A 15,756-nucleotide genomic window follows, 5' to 3' on the forward strand; every position below is an offset into this window, starting at 1 on the left:
TTCAGCGGCTCTCGTAAGCGACGTGACCGCCGACCACCGTCGCACGCACGCGCGCCGGCAATTCGTAGCCACGAAACGGCGTGTTGCGGCCCTGGCTCTTCAGCTTCAGCGGATCGACGCGCCATTCGCTCGCCGCATCGAACACGCACAGATCGGCGAGCGCGCCCGTCGCAATGCGGCCGGCGGGGAGCTTCAGCACGTCGGCGGGCGCGGACGTGATGCGCGACAGCGCCTTCGCAAGCGGCACGTTCGCTTCGCGCGCCCACTTCACCGTCAGCGACAGCAGCAATTCGAGGCCGGTCGCGCCGGGCGTCGCTTCGGCGAAGGGCAGCAGCTTTTCGTCGTCGTCGAGCGGCGTGTGATCGGAGCAGATCGCGTCGATGGTGCCGTCGGCGAGACCCGCGCGGATCGCATCGCGGTCGCGTTGCTGACGCAGCGGCGGATCGAGCCGGAATTGCGAATCGAAATAGCCGATGTCGATGTCCGTCAGATGCACGTGATTGATGGTCACGTCGCACGACACGGCGATTCCTTCGGCCTTCGCCGCGCGCACGAGCGCGACGCCCGCCGCCGACGACAGATGCGACAAATGCACGCGCGCGCCCGTCACGCGCATCAGTTCGAAGATGGTATGCAGCGCGATCGTTTCCGCCGACACCGGCACGCCCGACAGCCCCAGCCGCGACGCCACCGCGCCGCTCGCCGCCACGCCGCCCTTCGACATGTACGCATCCTGCGGGCGCAGCCACGCGGTATAGCCGTACGTGGTCGCGTATTGCAGCGCGCGCTGCAGCGTGCGCGTATCGACGATCGGGTTATCCGCCTGCGAAAAGCCGACGCAGCCCGCTTCGGTCAGCTCGACCATCTCGGTGATGGTCTCGCCCTTGAGCCCGACCGTCAGCGCGCCGAGCGGATACACGTGCGCGAGATGCAGTTTCTGCGCGCGAAACTTGAGCATTTCGACGAGACCGGGTTCGTCGAGCGTCGGATCGGTGTCGGGCGGGCACACGAGACTTGTCACGCCGCCCGCCATCGCGGCCGCCATCTCGGATTCGAGCGTCGCCTTGTGTTCGAAGCCCGGTTCGCGCAGACGCGCCGACAAATCGACGAAACCCGGCGCGACGTAAAGCCCGGAAGCGTCGATGATCTTCGCCGCGTTGAAATCCGCGGGCGCCTCGCCGATGCCGACGATCCTGCCCGCCGCGATGAACACGTCCTTGCGCTCTTCCGTGCCGGCCGCCGGATCGATGATCGTGCCGTTCTGAATCTGGATCTTCATGTCGTCTTTGTCAGTCAGTGTTGCCGGCCACGATGCCCATCACCGCCATGCGCACGGCGATGCCGAAAGTCACCTGATTCAGGATGACCGACTGCGGGCCGTCGGCCACTTGCGAGTCGATTTCCACGCCGCGATTCATCGGACCCGGATGCATGACGATCGCATCGGGCGCGGCGAGCGCGAGACGCTCGGGCGTCAATCCCCAGCTCTTGAAGTACTCCTGCGCGGACGGCAAGAGCGCGCCGCTCATGCGCTCGTTCTGCAGGCGCAGCATGATGATGACGTCGACGCCCTTCAGCCCTTCGTCGAGATTGTGATAGACGTGCACGCCCATCTGATCGAGATTGCCCGGCAACAGCGTGCGCGGTCCGATCGCGCGCACTTCGGGCACGCCGAGCGTCGTCAGCGCGTGAATGTCGGAGCGCGCGACGCGCGAATGCAGGATGTCGCCGACGATCGCCACGCGCAGCTTCGTGAAGTCGCGCTTGTAATGGCGGATCGTGTACATGTCGAGCAGGCCCTGCGTCGGATGCGCGTGACGGCCATCGCCCGCATTGATGACGTGCACGTGCGGCGCGCAATGCTCGGCGATCAGATACGGCGCGCCGCTCGATGCGTGACGCACGACGAACATGTCGGCGTGCATCGCGGAGAGATTGTTGATCGTGTCGAGCAGCGATTCACCTTTGCTCGTCGACGATGCGTTGATGTTCAGATTCAGCACGTCGGCCGAAAGACGCTTCGCCGCGATCTCGAACGTGGTGCGCGTGCGTGTCGAGTTCTCGAAGAAGAGATTGAACACCGACTTGCCGCGCAAAAGCGGCACCTTCTTCACTTCGCGATCGGTCACGCTGACGAACTGCTCGGCGGTATCGAGGATGTGCGTGACGATCGAGCGCGGCAATCCTTCGATGCTCAACAGGTGCTTCAGCTCGCCGTTCTTCGTCAGCTGCGGATTGCCCTTGAGAAAGCCGTAGCGAAAGGTGTCGGGCGCGGCGGCGCCTTCGGTGGCGGTATTCATGTCGATCCCGGATGTACTTTGAAAAGACGTCGAAGCGCTCGCTTCAGCTGGCGCGCGCTTCCGTCCTGAAGTCGAATGCGCCGTCTTCGCGACGCGCGAGCACGAGATTCTGATTCACGGGCACATCGAGCGTCGCGCCGGTGAAACGCGCGCCGATCGGCATTTCGCGCCCGCCGCGATCGGCGAGCACCGCGAGATCGATCGATGCCGGACGGCCATAGTCGTACAGCTCGTTGATCGCCGCGCGCACGGTGCGCCCCGTGGACAGCACGTCGTCGACCAGGATGATGCGGCGGCCGTTCACATCGAAGGGGAGCGAGGTCGGGCTCGCCTGGCTGTGCAGGCCTTTCTTCGCGTAGTCGTCGCGATGCAGCGCCACGTTCACCACGCCGAAGCGCGGCGCGTTCAGATCCTTCGCGAGCCGCTCGGCAAGCCACACGCCGCCGCTGAAAATGCCCGCGAGAACGGCGCCGTCGGGCGCGGCGAGCAATTGTCCGTAGGCAGCGCGAATCTGGTCGACGAGCGCGCGATACAGCGCCTCGGCGTCAATGGAACTCATGATCGTCGGCAAGTCCGTCGAGATATTGTTGAAGGATGACGCGCGCGGCTTCGGCGTCGATTTCGTCGAAGCGGCCCCGCGCATTGGCGCGCACGCCGCGCTCGCGCAAATCGGCTTTGGCGTCGACGGACGAGTAGCGCTCGTCCACCCATTGCACCGGCACGTTGAAACGTCCGTTCACCTGATTGCCGAAGCGCTTGGCGAGCGCGCTCATTTCGTGCGGCGTGCCGTCGGGATGCATTGGCATGCCGACGACGATGGCGTCGGGCTTCCACTCGTCGAGCAGTTTGCCCACTTCGACGAAGCGATATTCGCGATTGCGGTTTTCCAGCGTGACGAGCGCGCGCGCGTGGCGGGTGAGCGTATTGCCGACGGCGACACCAATGCGTTTCTCGCCGTAATCGAATGCCAGCAGCGTGGCTTCGCGGCTCATGCGTGCCCTGCTTCGCCGGACAACATCGAGCGCGACACGCCGAGCAGCGAGAGCGCCGCTTCGAGGCGGTCTTCGGCTGGTACGTCGAAGATGATGCGCGGATCGGCTTCGACGGTCAGCCAGCCGTTCTTCGAGATTTCCTCTTCGAGCTGGCCCGCGCCCCAGCCGGCATGACCGAGCGTGAGCAGGAAGCGCTCGGGGCCCTTGCCGCTCGCGACTGCTTCGAGCACGTCCTTCGACGTGGTCATGGCAAGGCCGCCGGGCACGCTCATCGACGAGCTATAGGGTTCGCCCTCGCCCGCTTCGTGCAGCACGAAGCCACGCTCCGTCTGCACGGGACCGCCGAAATAAACGGGCAAATGGACTAGCGGCTCGATTTCGAGCTTGAGATCGATGCGATTGAAGAGCGATTGAAGGTCGATGTCGGTCGGCCGGTTGATGACGAGACCGAGCGCGCCCTTCTCCGTGTGATCGCAAAGGTAGACCACCGTTCCTGAAAACGTCGGATCGGCCATGTTGGGCATGGCGATCAGGAACTGATTCGTCAAATTGATGCGATCGGAAGTCTTGGACATAATTCAGAATTTTAACAAAGGCGCTGCGAGATGGCCGACTTTGATGTGGGTCTGGTCTGGTTTCGGCGGGATCTGCGCGCGGCAGACAATGCTGCACTCTATCACGCGCTTACAAGGTGCCGTCGGGTGCTGTGCGCCTTCGTTTTCGATCGCGATATTCTCGCGCCGCTCGACAAGAAAGACCGGCGCGTGCCGTTCATTCACGCGAGCGTCGTCGAGCTGGATCGCACGCTGCGCGAGGCGGGCGGCGCGTTGATCGTGCGGCACGGGCACCCCGTGCACGATATTCCTTCGCTCGCACGCGAATGCGGCGCGAACGCCGTGTTCGTCAATCGCGATTACGAGCCGGCGGCGAAGGCGCGCGACGAAGCCGTCGCGCAGAAGCTCGCGAGTCAGGACATCGCGTTCTTCTCTTTCAAGGATCAGGCCGTCTTCGATCACGACGATGTGATGACAGGCGCCGCAAAGCCCTACACCGTCTTCACGCCGTACAAGCGCAAGTGGCTCGCGACGCTCACGCCCGATGCGCTTGCGCCCTACGCATCCGAAGAACATCTGGACGCGCTCGCCAAGCCGCCGTCGAACGTGAAGCATGCGATTCCATCGCTCGATGCGCTCGGTTTCGGCGATGCACCCGCGCCTGCCTTTCCCGCCGGCACGCGCGGCGCCTATGAGCTCTTCGACGATTTCCGGGACCGCATGATCGACTACGGCCGCACGCGCGATTTCCCCGCGCTAAAAGGGCCGAGCTATCTCGGCGTTCATCTGCGGCACGGCACGATGTCGATCCGCGCGCTCGCCCGCAGCGCCCACGATGCGCAGCGTCACGGCGACAAGGGCGCCGAAACGTGGCTAGGCGAGCTGATCTGGCGCGAGTTCTATTTCTCCGTGCTGCACCATTTTCCGCACGTCGGCGTGGCTGGCGATCATCGCGCGTTCAAGCCGGAGTACGACCGCATCGGCTGGGAAACGGGCGATGCCGCCGACGCGAATTTCGCCGCGTGGTGCGCGGGTCAGACGGGCTATCCGCTCGTCGATGCGGCGATGCGGCAGATCAACGCGTCGGGATACATGCATAACCGTCTGCGCATGGTCGTGGCGAGCTTTCTGACAAAGGATCTCGGCATCGACTGGCGACGCGGCGAGGCGTACTTCGAAGCGCATCTGAACGACTTCGAGCTCTCGAACAACAACGGCGGATGGCAATGGGCCGCGTCGAGCGGCTGCGATGCGCAACCGTACTTTCGCATCTTCAATCCGGTCACGCAGTCACGGAAATTCGATTCGGCGGGCAAGTTCATCCGTCATTACGTGCCAGAGATCGCGGCTCTTTCCGATCGCGATATCCACGCGCCGTGGCTTGCAAAACCGGATGCGCTGAAAGCGGCGAAGATCTCGCTCGGCGCGGATTATCCGCAGCCGATCGTCGATCACGAAGCCGCCAGAAAACGCACGCTCATGCGTTATGACGTCGTGCGCGCGCCGGGCCCGAAGCAGCTTCCGCCCGACGACGACGGCGAAGACTAGCGCGCAAACGGCGCAGGTTTTTCGATCATCGCAGTCAGCGCGACGATCGATCCGCGCCCTTCTGAAGGCGCAATGCCGGCCGCCGCCTGATGCAGCATCGAACGCAGCATTTGCGCGGCGCGCTCGGGCACGGTCGCGTCGATGCCGCGTGTCGCGCCTTCGGCGCCATCGGCGTGCGTTTCGCCGTGATGCGCGACGCGCCGCCACGCGAGGCCGAGCGTATCCGCCAAGAGCGCGACATGCCCGAGGCCCAGCGCGCAAGCCGCCGCGCCCAGCCGATGCGACGCGTCCGCCGCCGACAGCGCCGCCGCTTCGTCGACCATGCCGGTTTCGTTCGCCTGCGTGCCGCGCTCGACGAGCGCGTCGATCGACGTTTCCGCGCTCTGCAGGAAGTCCTCGTAAGCACTCGCGTTCACGCGCAGCACGCCGAGATCGCGCGTCGCGGCGTCGCGCGAGGCTTCCTCGCCCGCCTGCGCGGCGCTCTCTTCCCACGCCGCTTCCGATTCGGGCGTCGCGGCGACGTGCCACGCGACCGTCAGGCCGTAATCGCGCAAAACATCGACGTGGTCGGCATCTTCCGGCCGCGCGCCGTACAGCGCGAAATCGCGCCACAGCAGCGCGAGCGTCGCGCGCACGAGCGAGCGCGGCGCGTACGACAGCGCGTGCGCCTGATCCGCCAGCACGAGGTTGAAGCGCGCGTAGAGACGCTTGACGTCGGCGATGTAGTCCAGCTCGCCGCCGGTGCGCTGCGCGCGCTCGCGTAGCGCCACGACCGCCGACGACGCGAGCCGCCAGAAATCGTAGGGATCCGGGCCGCGCAGTTCGTCGAGGCAGGCGTCGAGGCGCGCGAAGGTGTCGGCGGAGCCTTCGGCCGGTCCGCGCAAGAGTTTCAGCAACGTTTCCTCATAGCGCGCCCGCGTATGCGCGAGCCGCCCGGGCGCGATGCCGCGCAGCGTCGCCGGCGCGATCGCGCGGCCCGCGAGGGCGAGGTCATCGTAGGAAACCGGCGCGATGCGCGTATGCGATGCAAGCAACGCATGCAGGCCGCGATAGTGATCGAAGAGCGCCGTCGAGCACGAGAGTTCGCGCAGATTGCGCCGCTCGACCGCGCCGCGAAAAACCGCGATCGCATCGGCGATGCGTGCGTGGCTACCTTCCGATTCCTCGCCGAGCGGCGCGACGAGCGTCAGCGCCTCGGCGAAGCGCTGCGCGGGAAGCCACCCCGCCGAATGCAGCGCGGCGATCGCGCGCTTGAGCGCCGCCCCGGTTTCGCCCTGACGCTGGAACGCGTGCAGCGCGTCGGTCAGCGCCATTTCTGCGAGTCGCACCGATCCGCCGCGCGGATTGGGCAAGGCTTCGTACGGAACGGGCAGATCGGGACGAGATGTCATAACAAGCGCTCACAAGCCGGTTCGCGGGCGCGGCGATGGAAGGCCGCCGTCACCCGCCGTTTAAATGCGTCATCGACAGGCGGGAGACGGCGTCGCCGCGCCTGCTTCAAGCGTATGCCTTAACGGGCCGGTGCGGGAACCGAACCTGCAAAGGCTTTTCGCATCTTTGTTCGCCAACGTCGGTCGACGCCGGAATCGCCGCAACGAACTCATCTGACGCTGCGAAATCCGAAAAATCGGACGGGCCGCCCGACGAAGCGGCCCATGCGCGGCACGCGCCTTCAGCGACGTACGCGGTCCGCAAAAAACGCGCGCCGCATGACGCGAGTCATGCGGCGCGGCAGAACGACAAGATCAGATCTGGACCATCTCGAAATCTTCCTTGCGGGCTCCGCATTCGGGACAGGTCCAGTTGATCGGAACGTCCTCCCAGCGCGTGCCCGGCGCGATGCCCTCGTCAGGCAATCCCGCCTCCTCGTCGTAGATCCAGCCGCAGATCAGGCACATCCAGCTTCTGTATTCCATACTTATGCCGAGTCGATTGGTCGTTTAAAAATAGGACATGATGGTACCGTGTTGCCGTGCCGATGCCTAGCAAGGCGCCCGCCTGCGGTGCGCGCATCGTGACATCGGTCGAAACGGCCGTCACGCCGGGTCCGGTGAAGAAGGCTAGCGCACCGGAAAAAAGTGCGCAAAGAAACATTCCTGGCGGCGTTAGGCCGCATAATCAGACATGACCGAGCGGGCATTCGCTCACGCGCCGAGGCGCGCACGAGTTCGCTTAGAGCCGATCGTCCATCCAAGCAATCCAATACCATAATGTCCGTTTTTGCCATGACCGGCGATTCCCCACCGATCGTACTCACCTTCGGCCTTTCCGATCCCACGGGCGGCTCCGGCCTGCAGGCCGACTTGCTGACGCTCGCCAGCATGGGCTGTCACGGCGCGACCGTGCTGACGGGCTACGCGGTGCGCGATTCCGCGACCTGCGATGAAGTGACGGGCCTCGATCCGGACACCGTCGCGACCCAGGCGCGCATGTTGCTAGAGGACATGCCGATCGCCGCCTTCAAGATCGGTGCGGCGACGCGCGCGGAGCTCGTGTCCGCCATCGCCGAAGTCGTCTCCGATTACGACGACGTGCCGCTGATCCTCGCGCCCGATTTCACGCTCGACGACGAACACGTCCTGTCCGCCGATGAACTGCGCGAATCGCTCGCCGATCTGCTCGTGCCGCAGACCACCATGCTGATTGCCGATCACGCCACGCTACTGCAACTCGCGCAGCCCGACAGCGACGCGGAATCGCCGACGCTCGATTCCGCGATTTCCCACATTCTGGCGCAGGGCTGCGAGTACGTGCTCGCGATGGAAACCGGCACGCATCGTCACGTCAACACGCTCTACAGCGAAGAAGGGCTCGTGCGACAGGACACGTGGGAGCGCAGCGTGCAACGCATCATGGGCCTGACCGATACGCTCGGCTCGGCAGTCGCCGCCCTGCTCGCCAACGGTCAGGAACCTGCCGAGGCCGCGCGTGAGGCGCAAGAGTATGTGTTTCAGGCCGCGCGCGCCGCGTTCCGGCCCGGCATGGGCGCGTATCTGCCGGATCGCTTTTTCTGGGCGCGCTCGAACGATGCAGACGAAGAAGGCGACGCATCCGCGCTGCCCGACGATCCAACGGGATTGCCCGGAGAAGCCCGACACTGACACACAACAAGAAGGGAGGCGACGCGAGCGCATGCCATACCGACTGCCCCATCTGCACAAGCCCGGCCCGCAAGGCGCGATCCGCATCGGCTGCGCGGGCTGGGGCCTGTCGAGCGGTGTCTCCGCGAGCTTTCCGCATGAAGGCACTCATCTCGAACGCTACTCGCACGTTCTGACGTGCGTCGAGATCAACTCCAGTTTCTACAAGCCGCATCGCGAGCAGACCTACGCGAACTGGGCGCACAGCGTGCCCGAGTCATTCCGGTTCTCGGTCAAGCTGCCGAAGGCGATCACGCACGACGCGCGTCTCGTCGATATCGAATCGCTGCTCGACGACTTTCTCCGCGCGGCCGGCCAACTCGGCGACAAGCTCGGATGCTGGCTCGTGCAATTGCCGCCGAGCCTGCCGTTCGATCACGACATCGCCGACGCGTTTTTCAAGGCGCTGCGCGAGCGCACGACGTTGCCGGTCGCGTGCGAGGCGCGCGAACATAGCTGGTTCACGACGCACGCGGCAGCGTTGCTGAAGTCGCATCACATTGCATACGTCGACGCCGATCCGATTCCCGACGAATGCGAGATCAAGCATCGCGCGGACGCATCGCTCGTCTATGTGCGGCTGCACGGCTCGCCCGAGTTATACAGGTCTTCGTACGACTACACGTATCTCGACGAACTCGCGCGCACGCTGCACAACCGCGCGAAGAAGACGGCCGAAGTCTGGTGCATCTTCGACAACACCGCCGAGGGCCACGCGCAGCCCAACGCGCTGCATCTGATGGAGCGGCTGCGGATTCATCACAAGGTCTGAAGTTCTTTTTGGAGGCTTCCTCGGATGCTCAAGCTGCTTGCGGCCACGCTCGCCGCGTCTTGCATTTTCACGGCCACGCCGGCACACGCTCAGAACGCCACGCCCGCCGGCGATGGCACGTTCCTGCTGACGATCTTCCTCAAGCACGACGAATCGAAGACGCTGCCCCAGATCAATCAGCAGTTGAAGGAGCAAGGCTACTTCAAGCAGTTTCCGCCGCCGGGCGTCGAAGTGGTGTCGTGGTACGTGATGATGGGAATCGGTCAGGTCGTCACGTTGCGCGTACCCGCCGACCGGTTGCGCGAAGTCAACCGCGCGATCGAAAGCACCGCATGGGGTGGATATCGGACGGAGTTCTATCCGACGTACGACTACAAGGCCGCCGCGCAGAAGTTGCGCGAGGAAATGAACAAATAGTCCGGACGAAAAAAACCCGCATCGCTGCGGGTTTCTTCTTTCGGCATGACGCGAGCCTCTTTCGAAGCCCGCGCCGATGTAATCGGCTTTCGCCAGATTACATGTCCATGCCCATGCCGCCCATGCCGCCGGGCATGCCGCCAGGCATCGGAGCATCTTCCTTCGGCAGTTCGGCGACAGCTGCGTCGGTCGTCAGCAGCAGGCCAGCCACCGATGCCGCGTTTTGCAGCGCCGTGCGCGTCACCTTCGTCGGGTCGACGACACCGGCTTCCACCAGGTCACCGTACTCGCCGGTTGCCGCGTTATAGCCGTAGTTGCCCGTACCTTGAGCAACTGCTGCCACCACGACCGAAGCTTCTTCGCCGCCGTTCGTGACGATCTGGCGCAGCGGCTCTTCCATGGCGCGCAGGACGATCTTGATACCAGCGTCCTGGTCTGCGTTCGCGCCCTTCAGCCCGTCGATCGCCTTGCGTGCGCGGATCAGCGCAACGCCGCCGCCTGCCACGATGCCTTCTTCCACAGCTGCGCGCGTTGCGTGCAGTGCGTCTTCGACACGTGCCTTCTTTTCCTTCATTTCGACTTCGGTCGCAGCGCCGACCTTGATCACCGCAACGCCGCCGGCCAGCTTGGCCACGCGCTCTTGCAGCTTTTCACGGTCGTAGTCCGACGTCGCTTCTTCGATCTGCTTGCGCACTTGCTTCACGCGCGCTTCGATGTTCACGGCTTCGCCAGCGCCGTCGATGATCGTCGTGTTTTCCTTGCCCACTTCGATGCGCTTCGCCTGGCCCAGTTCAGCCAGCGTTGCCTTCTCGAGCGTCAGGCCGGTTTCTTCCGCGACGACTTGACCGCCGGTCAGGATCGCGATGTCTTCCAGCATGGCCTTACGGCGGTCGCCGAAGCCCGGAGCCTTGACAGCAACCGTCTTCAGGATGCCGCGGATGTTGTTGACGACCAGCGTAGCCAGCGCTTCGCCTTCGACGTCTTCAGCGATGATCAGCAGCGGACGGCCAGCCTTCGCGACTTGTTCCAGAACCGGCAGCAGATCGCGGATGTTCGAAACCTTCTTGTCGTGCAGCAGCACGAACGGGTTTTCGAGGACGGCGACTTGCTTGTCCGGGTTGTTGATGAAGTAGGGCGACAGGTAGCCGCGGTCGAATTGCATACCTTCGACGACGTCCAGCTCGTCTTGCAGCGACTTGCCGTCTTCGACGGTGATGACGCCTTCCTTGCCGACCTTGTCCATCGCTTCAGCGATGCGCTCGCCGATCGACGTGTCGCTGTTCGCCGAGATCGAGCCGACTTGCGCGATTTCCTTGTTCGTCGTGCAGGGCTTGCTGATCTTGCGCAGTTCTTCGATTGCTGCAGCCACGGCCTTGTCGATGCCGCGCTTCAGGTCCATCGGGTTCATGCCCGATGCGACGTACTTCATGCCTTCGCGAACGATGGATTGCGCGAGCACGGTAGCGGTCGTGGTGCCGTCACCTGCGTTGTCGCTGGTCTTGGAAGCAACTTCCTTGACCATTTGCGCGCCCATGTTCTGGAGCTTGTCCTTCAGTTCGATTTCCTTCGCGACCGACACACCGTCCTTCGTGACCGTCGGGCCGCCGAAAGAGCGCTCGAGCACGACGTTGCGGCCCTTCGGACCCAGCGTGACCTTGACCGCGTTGGCCAGAATGTTCACGCCTTCGACCATCTTGGCGCGTGCGGAATCGCCAAAAGTGACTTCTTTAGCTGCCATATCCAAACTCCTTGATTCGATTCGGTTTGCTGGCTTCGCTGCGGCGCTCGGAGGAGCGGCTCAGGCAGACGAAGCCGAACGTGCAGGAAGGATGCTTACTTGACCAGAACGGCCATGATGTCTTCTTCGCGCATGACGAGCAGTTCCTGCCCGTCGACCTTGACGGTCTGGCCAGCGTACTTGCCGAACAGAACACGGTCGCCGACCTTCACGTCGAGGGCGATTTGCGCGCCCTTGTCATCGCGCTTGCCCGGGCCGATGGCCAGGACTTCGCCTTGATCCGGCTTCTCAGCGGCTGCTTCAGGGATCACGATGCCCGATGCGGTCTTGGTTTCCTGGTCCAGACGTTTGACGATGACGCGATCGTGCAAAGGACGAAGGTTCATACACACTCCTCTCTTGATTGAGACTGAAAACGCGGGAAAACCCGTCCTTTGAGAAGGATCTCGCCGGACGGCAATCTTGTTAGCACTCTCGTGCAGTGAGTGCCAATTATATGGAGCGACTTTGACAATTTCAAGGACGCAAAGGCCGGGAAAACGCTTAAGCAGCTTGACTCTTGAAAAACGGCACTGCGTCCATAAGCGGAAAATCGGATCAATGGAAACCAAAAACCGATTGACAGAATTAATGCCGTTTCGACAAAAGTGATTTCGTCGGATTAGGGTTTTTCCTAGGTCGTCCGGAGCCTAGACTGCATCTCAACGCCGAAGCAACGGAAAGACACACACTCCGCCGCGACGTTCCTTAAAACAGCATCCGGAGGTCATCATGTTCAAGTTCAAATCAATCGTTCCCGCCATCGCCATTGCAGCCGTACTCGCCGCGCCGGCTTTCGTGCAAGCGCGCGAAGACGGCCCTGCCACCCGTGCGCAAGTGCGCGCCGAACTCGTTCAACTCGAACGCGCCGGCTACAAGCCGATGGCCGATCAAGCCACGTATCCCGCCGAGATTCAGGCTGCCGAAGGGCGCGTGGCCGCGCAACAAAGCGCATCGAACGCGTCGTTTGGCGGCGTGAGCGATGGCGCGTCGGCATCGGGGAAACCGGCGCGCGTCGGCTTTTTGAGCCGTATCGTCCGTCCCGCCGCCGATGCCAATCCGGTCGACTTCAATCGCCCGTAAGCGAAATGCAAAGCGGCGCGCGACGCCGCATCCGACGAAGCCCGGCCTCGCATGCCGGGCTTTTCGCTTGCTGAAGGAACTAAGACCTATGCTTTTTCGTCGGTGATACCGCTGGCACTACAATCTTCACCTGCCTCCCTTCGTTCCTCTCGCTCTCCGTCTTAAGCCGCTCATGTCATCTCTCGCATCGTCGCGTCTCGTGTTCGTGTCGCTCGCGCTGACCGCCCTTGTCGGGTGCGGCGGCCGCGCCGCCACCACGCCGAGCTATCAGCAGGAGCTGTTCAGCACCGGCGTGAGCCCGTTCGCGCACAATTTCGACGCCACCGTCAACGAAACCTGCGAGGCCGCGCGCCGCGCGCTGCTGTCGCAAGGGTTTCTCACGACGATGGGCCAGCCCGACACCGTCGACGCGACCAAGAATTTCCAGCCGAGCGCCGAAACGCACGTCGTCGTCTCGTTCCACGTCGTTTGCACGCCCGGCGAAAACGCGACGAACCAAAGCATCGCGTACGTGAACGCCGTGCAGGACGGCTATGCGCTCAAGAAGAGCGACACGTCCGCGAGCGTGGGCTTGAGCGTGCTCGGCTCGCTGTCGCTGCCGATCCGCTCGAACAGCGACGCGATGGTCAAGATTTCCAGCGAGACCGTGCCCGCCGGCAAGTTCTATGACCGCTTCTTCGGTCTGATGGGCCACTATCTGAACACGGTGCCGCGCAGCGCGCCCGTCGCCGGCGACGAAGTGAAAAGCAAGCCGCTCGCGCCGTCGATCATCGTGAGCTCGCCCGAGCTGACGCCGACACCGATCGTCGTGCAGGCGCCCGCCGCCGCGACCGCGATCCAGAGGCCGAATGCCGATGCGGCTGCGGCTGGCGCATCGGAAGTCCCGGCGGCGTCGGCGGCCGCAGTGCCCGCGGCCACCGTGACGCACTGAACCGTCAGTTCGGCACGTTCACGATGCCGCCCGCCACCGAGATCGCGTTCGCGCCGGGATCGGTCGCGATGGGTGGCAGATTCGACGTCGTGAGGGCGGGCGCCGAACCCGCCTTGCCGCCGCGCGCGACCGTCCGCACCACCTGCGACGGCGGCAGCGGCGCGTTGTTCTTCAGGTGGTTCCACATCAGGTTGAGCGCCTGAATGTCGTAGTAGTGGAGCGGAATGAAGCGCGTGTCGAAGCCTGCCACGCTCAGGAACGCGTCGAAGTGCTGACCGTTCGTGATCTCATACAGCGAAAGCTGGCTCTTGCTTCCCTCCGCCACGCGATTCGCACCCAGATACGGCCGCGACGCATGATTGATCGGCACGAGCGCATCCGCCCGGCCCTGCACGATGATCGCGGGCTTGCCGCGAAGATTCGCGTTCACGCGGATCGCATTGACGCTGCCCGCCATCGTCGCGTTGCCGTTCGTCCATAACGCGCGCAGGCAGGCGGCGCCCGCGTAGCTCGCATCGGGCGTCGCCAGCCGATGATCCGCCGCGCCCGTCGTTCCCGCGTTGTAGACCAGGTTGATGCCGTTGGTCGGCGGCACGCCGTTGCCGTTGCCGAAGATCGTCGGCATCGGCGAGACGAGCGGCGTGACGCCGGCCGCGCCGGTCGCCGCGCTGGTCGTGCCGAAGCTGAACTCGCAGAGATTGTCGAGCACGCTCGCTTTCATGTACGCATCGGCGTAAGTGACGGCGACGGCCGGGACCGCCTGCGAATCCCACATCGGCGCGTGCAGCGTGTCGGAATCGCTCTCGTAGCCTGCCTGATGCAGACGGTTCAGCGCATCGGTCGCCTGCTCCGTCGTCGTGCCGCCCGAGACGAAGCCGTTGGCGGCAAGCGTCGCACAGCGCGCCGTGCGGATCGCGTTGGTCGTGGCGGGCAGAAGCGTCGTCAGATATGGCGCGCCTGCCGCAGCGGGCGCGAGCGCCGCGCACGGCTGCAGCAGGTTCGCGAGCGTCATGTAATCCGCGAGCGGCCTGCCGAACGAGCCGACCGGCACGCCGCCCTGCCGCACCGAAACCTGCGACGGCAAATTCAGATTGATCTGCGGCTCGCCGACGACGACCGCCGTGATCCAGCCATCGGTGTCCTGTTCCGCCGCCGCCAGCGATGCGCCGCCGCCGTTGCTCACCGATGCCGCGATCGTCGTGATGCTGCCCTTGCTGTAGCGCACCTGATGCGTCGATCCGCTGACCGGCCCGAACATGTCGTTGAGCGCCCAGTACGCGAACTGGATCGCCTGCAGCGTGTTCTTGCCCCAGTCCTGCTCCGGGTTTTGCTGCGAATGCGCGTGCTTGTACGCGTAGCGATTCGGGAACGCCGAATTGAACGACGACAGCGCCGACGCGCTCACGTTCGCCTTGAAGATCGCCTTGGTCCCGGCGATGTCCGCACTGGCGAGCGTGCCGTCGATGAGCGTCACGAGCGTCGTCGAAATTTCCTGCGCGCCGTTGCCGCTGCCCTTGTCCGTGTAGGCGACCGCGCAGCCGCGCTTGAGGCCCCACTCGCCCGCCGCCGAAATCGCACCGTAGACGCCGCGCGATCCCGATGACGTCGCCGTGACGATGCACGGCTGGTCCGGATTGAAGCTCGTCGGGATCTGCACGAGCAGGCTCACGTTCTGCCTGCCGCTGCCATCGTCCGCGTAGGCGATGTACTCCTTGCCCGCGATCTTGCCTTCGCCGAGCGAGTCGTTGCCGTTCAGATCGACATTCGGCCCCCAGAAGCGGCCGTAGCCGCCGTTCGCCGACATGTCAACGAGCGCGCGGTAGTTCGAATAGATCGCGAGACGGCGCAATTCGGCTGCCGTTGGCGCGGCGGGCTTCGCGAACGTCGGCGCGGTCGCCGACGCGAGGCCCGTCTTGCCGAGACCGGCCGTGAGCAAATCGTCGGAGACGCCGTCGTAAGTCTGGGTGTTCACCGAGCCCGAGATGAAGCTCGGCAAGCTGTTGGCCGGCTGGCCGCCGCCGCCGTTGTCGTCATCGCCGCCGTGGCATGCGGCTAGTGTCGCCGCCGCCAGCAACGCCAGCGCGCCGAGCGCGGCCGTTCGCGGCACATCCTGCAAAGCCTGCAACCTCGGGAAACGCGCGAGTCTTTTCATTTGAATCTCCGCCATCGGTTCCGATTGAGTGATGCGATTTTCAAGCGATCGACAATGCGAGTATCGCGCCGATCGAACGCCAGTCACAGC

At 64.3% G+C, this 15,756-nt stretch carries 16 protein-coding genes; 6 read left to right on the forward strand and 10 right to left on the reverse strand.

Translation table 11 applies throughout. From position 1 onward, the window contains the following. Position 1 precedes the first annotated feature (1 nt). From QCE49_RS10300 to QCE49_RS10320, 5 genes are read right to left on the reverse strand one after another with little or no spacing between them, the layout of a single operon-like run. Positions 2-1,279 (reverse strand): dihydroorotase, encoded by a 1,278-nt coding sequence (locus QCE49_RS10300; protein WP_250435063.1) that lies wholly within the window; start codon positions 1,277-1,279, stop codon positions 2-4. A gap of 10 nt (positions 1,280-1,289) precedes the next feature. After that, on the reverse strand, positions 1,290-2,300 hold the full coding sequence (locus QCE49_RS10305; protein WP_008342662.1) for an aspartate carbamoyltransferase catalytic subunit: 1,011 nt from the start codon (positions 2,298-2,300) through the stop codon (positions 1,290-1,292). Positions 2,301-2,343: 43 nt separating this feature from the next. Further along, positions 2,344-2,859, reverse strand: a complete 516-nt coding sequence (pyrR, locus tag QCE49_RS10310) for a bifunctional pyr operon transcriptional regulator/uracil phosphoribosyltransferase PyrR (RefSeq protein WP_250457465.1) — start codon at positions 2,857-2,859, stop codon at positions 2,344-2,346. After that, complete coding sequence (gene ruvX / locus QCE49_RS10315; RefSeq protein WP_244807555.1) at positions 2,846-3,292, reverse strand: Holliday junction resolvase RuvX; 447 nt, start codon at positions 3,290-3,292, stop codon at positions 2,846-2,848. The genes pyrR and ruvX overlap by 14 nt, the downstream gene beginning before the upstream one ends. Next, positions 3,289-3,867, reverse strand: a complete 579-nt coding sequence (locus tag QCE49_RS10320) for a YqgE/AlgH family protein (RefSeq protein WP_008342667.1) — start codon at positions 3,865-3,867, stop codon at positions 3,289-3,291. Before QCE49_RS10320 ends, ruvX begins: the two co-directional genes overlap by 4 nt. Positions 3,868-3,897: 30 nt before the next feature. Here QCE49_RS10320 and QCE49_RS10325 point away from each other — a divergent pair, with 30 nt between their 5' ends. Then, positions 3,898-5,394 (forward strand): deoxyribodipyrimidine photo-lyase, encoded by a 1,497-nt coding sequence (locus QCE49_RS10325; protein ID WP_250457464.1) that lies wholly within the window; start codon positions 3,898-3,900, stop codon positions 5,392-5,394. Here the strand turns inward: QCE49_RS10325 and QCE49_RS10330 are convergent. Next, positions 5,391-6,785 (reverse strand): hypothetical protein, encoded by a 1,395-nt coding sequence (locus tag QCE49_RS10330; RefSeq protein ID WP_250457463.1) that lies wholly within the window; start codon positions 6,783-6,785, stop codon positions 5,391-5,393. The genes QCE49_RS10325 and QCE49_RS10330 overlap by 4 nt on opposite strands. Before the next feature lie 354 nt (positions 6,786-7,139). Then, positions 7,140-7,310, reverse strand: a complete 171-nt coding sequence (locus QCE49_RS10335) for a rubredoxin (RefSeq protein WP_008342674.1) — start codon at positions 7,308-7,310, stop codon at positions 7,140-7,142. 309 nt (positions 7,311-7,619) lie between these two features. Between QCE49_RS10335 and QCE49_RS10340 the strand changes: the two genes are divergently transcribed. The 3 genes from QCE49_RS10340 to QCE49_RS10350 are packed head-to-tail and all read left to right on the forward strand — an operon-like array spanning position 7,620 to position 9,723. Then, the gene (locus QCE49_RS10340; RefSeq protein ID WP_034471621.1) at positions 7,620-8,495 is read left to right on the forward strand and encodes a hydroxymethylpyrimidine/phosphomethylpyrimidine kinase; all 876 of its coding nucleotides are present in this window, start codon (positions 7,620-7,622) and stop codon (positions 8,493-8,495) included. A gap of 31 nt (positions 8,496-8,526) precedes the next feature. Then, positions 8,527-9,306 (forward strand): DUF72 domain-containing protein, encoded by a 780-nt coding sequence (locus tag QCE49_RS10345; RefSeq protein WP_244807560.1) that lies wholly within the window; start codon positions 8,527-8,529, stop codon positions 9,304-9,306. A gap of 24 nt (positions 9,307-9,330) precedes the next feature. Further along, the gene (locus tag QCE49_RS10350) at positions 9,331-9,723 is read left to right on the forward strand and encodes a hypothetical protein (protein WP_175980444.1); all 393 of its coding nucleotides are present in this window, start codon (positions 9,331-9,333) and stop codon (positions 9,721-9,723) included. 97 nt (positions 9,724-9,820) lie between these two features. On the opposite strand, the gene groL is transcribed toward QCE49_RS10350, so the two are convergent. Both groL and QCE49_RS10360 read right to left on the reverse strand, forming a co-directional pair. After that, positions 9,821-11,461 carry a chaperonin GroEL gene (gene groL / locus QCE49_RS10355; protein WP_008342681.1) on the reverse strand — a complete coding sequence of 547 codons (1,641 nt, stop codon included), beginning with the start codon at positions 11,459-11,461 and terminating at the stop codon, positions 9,821-9,823. A gap of 95 nt (positions 11,462-11,556) precedes the next feature. After that, entirely contained in the window at positions 11,557-11,847 is a 291-nt protein-coding gene (locus tag QCE49_RS10360) for a co-chaperone GroES (RefSeq protein ID WP_006999126.1), read from the reverse strand. 385 nt (positions 11,848-12,232) lie between these two features. Here QCE49_RS10360 and QCE49_RS10365 point away from each other — a divergent pair, with 385 nt between their 5' ends. Further along, complete coding sequence (locus tag QCE49_RS10365) at positions 12,233-12,583, forward strand: DUF4148 domain-containing protein (protein ID WP_250457462.1); 351 nt, start codon at positions 12,233-12,235, stop codon at positions 12,581-12,583. Positions 12,584-12,755: 172 nt separating this feature from the next. Next, entirely contained in the window at positions 12,756-13,514 is a 759-nt protein-coding gene (locus QCE49_RS10370; RefSeq protein ID WP_008342688.1) for a DUF2242 domain-containing protein, read from the forward strand. 4 nt (positions 13,515-13,518) lie between these two features. Here QCE49_RS10370 and QCE49_RS10375 read toward each other — a convergent pair whose 3' ends face one another. Then, positions 13,519-15,666: a D-(-)-3-hydroxybutyrate oligomer hydrolase gene (locus QCE49_RS10375; protein ID WP_250457461.1), complete on the reverse strand. Its 2,148-nt coding sequence runs from the start codon at positions 15,664-15,666 to the stop codon at positions 13,519-13,521. Positions 15,667-15,756: the final 90 nt, after the last annotated feature.

It is taken from the genome of Caballeronia sp. LZ008, assembly GCF_031451435.1.
Classification (GTDB): Bacteria; Pseudomonadota; Gammaproteobacteria; order Burkholderiales; family Burkholderiaceae; genus Caballeronia; species Caballeronia zhejiangensis.

Excerpts from the sequence above, each read along its gene's own strand:
- groL (WP_008342681.1), bottom strand. The coding sequence starts at position 11,461 with ATGGCAGCTAAAGAAGTCACTTTTGGCGATTCCGCACGCGCCAAGATG.
- QCE49_RS10365 (WP_250457462.1), top strand. The coding sequence starts at position 12,233 with ATGTTCAAGTTCAAATCAATCGTTCCCGCCATCGCCATTGCAGCCGTA.
- pyrR (WP_250457465.1), bottom strand. The coding sequence starts at position 2,859 with ATGAGTTCCATTGACGCCGAGGCGCTGTATCGCGCGCTCGTCGACCAG.
- QCE49_RS10350 (WP_175980444.1), top strand. The coding sequence starts at position 9,331 with ATGCTCAAGCTGCTTGCGGCCACGCTCGCCGCGTCTTGCATTTTCACG.
- QCE49_RS10340 (WP_034471621.1), top strand. The coding sequence starts at position 7,620 with ATGACCGGCGATTCCCCACCGATCGTACTCACCTTCGGCCTTTCCGAT.
- QCE49_RS10320 (WP_008342667.1), bottom strand. The coding sequence starts at position 3,867 with ATGTCCAAGACTTCCGATCGCATCAATTTGACGAATCAGTTCCTGATC.
- ruvX (WP_244807555.1), bottom strand. The coding sequence starts at position 3,292 with ATGAGCCGCGAAGCCACGCTGCTGGCATTCGATTACGGCGAGAAACGC.
- QCE49_RS10370 (WP_008342688.1), top strand. The coding sequence starts at position 12,756 with ATGTCATCTCTCGCATCGTCGCGTCTCGTGTTCGTGTCGCTCGCGCTG.
- QCE49_RS10335 (WP_008342674.1), bottom strand. The coding sequence starts at position 7,310 with ATGGAATACAGAAGCTGGATGTGCCTGATCTGCGGCTGGATCTACGAC.
- QCE49_RS10360 (WP_006999126.1), bottom strand. The coding sequence starts at position 11,847 with ATGAACCTTCGTCCTTTGCACGATCGCGTCATCGTCAAACGTCTGGAC.
- QCE49_RS10345 (WP_244807560.1), top strand. The coding sequence starts at position 8,527 with ATGCCATACCGACTGCCCCATCTGCACAAGCCCGGCCCGCAAGGCGCG.
- QCE49_RS10330 (WP_250457463.1), bottom strand. The coding sequence starts at position 6,785 with ATGACATCTCGTCCCGATCTGCCCGTTCCGTACGAAGCCTTGCCCAAT.
- QCE49_RS10300 (WP_250435063.1), bottom strand. The coding sequence starts at position 1,279 with ATGAAGATCCAGATTCAGAACGGCACGATCATCGATCCGGCGGCCGGC.
- QCE49_RS10325 (WP_250457464.1), top strand. The coding sequence starts at position 3,898 with ATGGCCGACTTTGATGTGGGTCTGGTCTGGTTTCGGCGGGATCTGCGC.
- QCE49_RS10305 (WP_008342662.1), bottom strand. The coding sequence starts at position 2,300 with ATGAATACCGCCACCGAAGGCGCCGCCGCGCCCGACACCTTTCGCTAC.
- QCE49_RS10375 (WP_250457461.1), bottom strand. The coding sequence starts at position 15,666 with ATGAAAAGACTCGCGCGTTTCCCGAGGTTGCAGGCTTTGCAGGATGTG.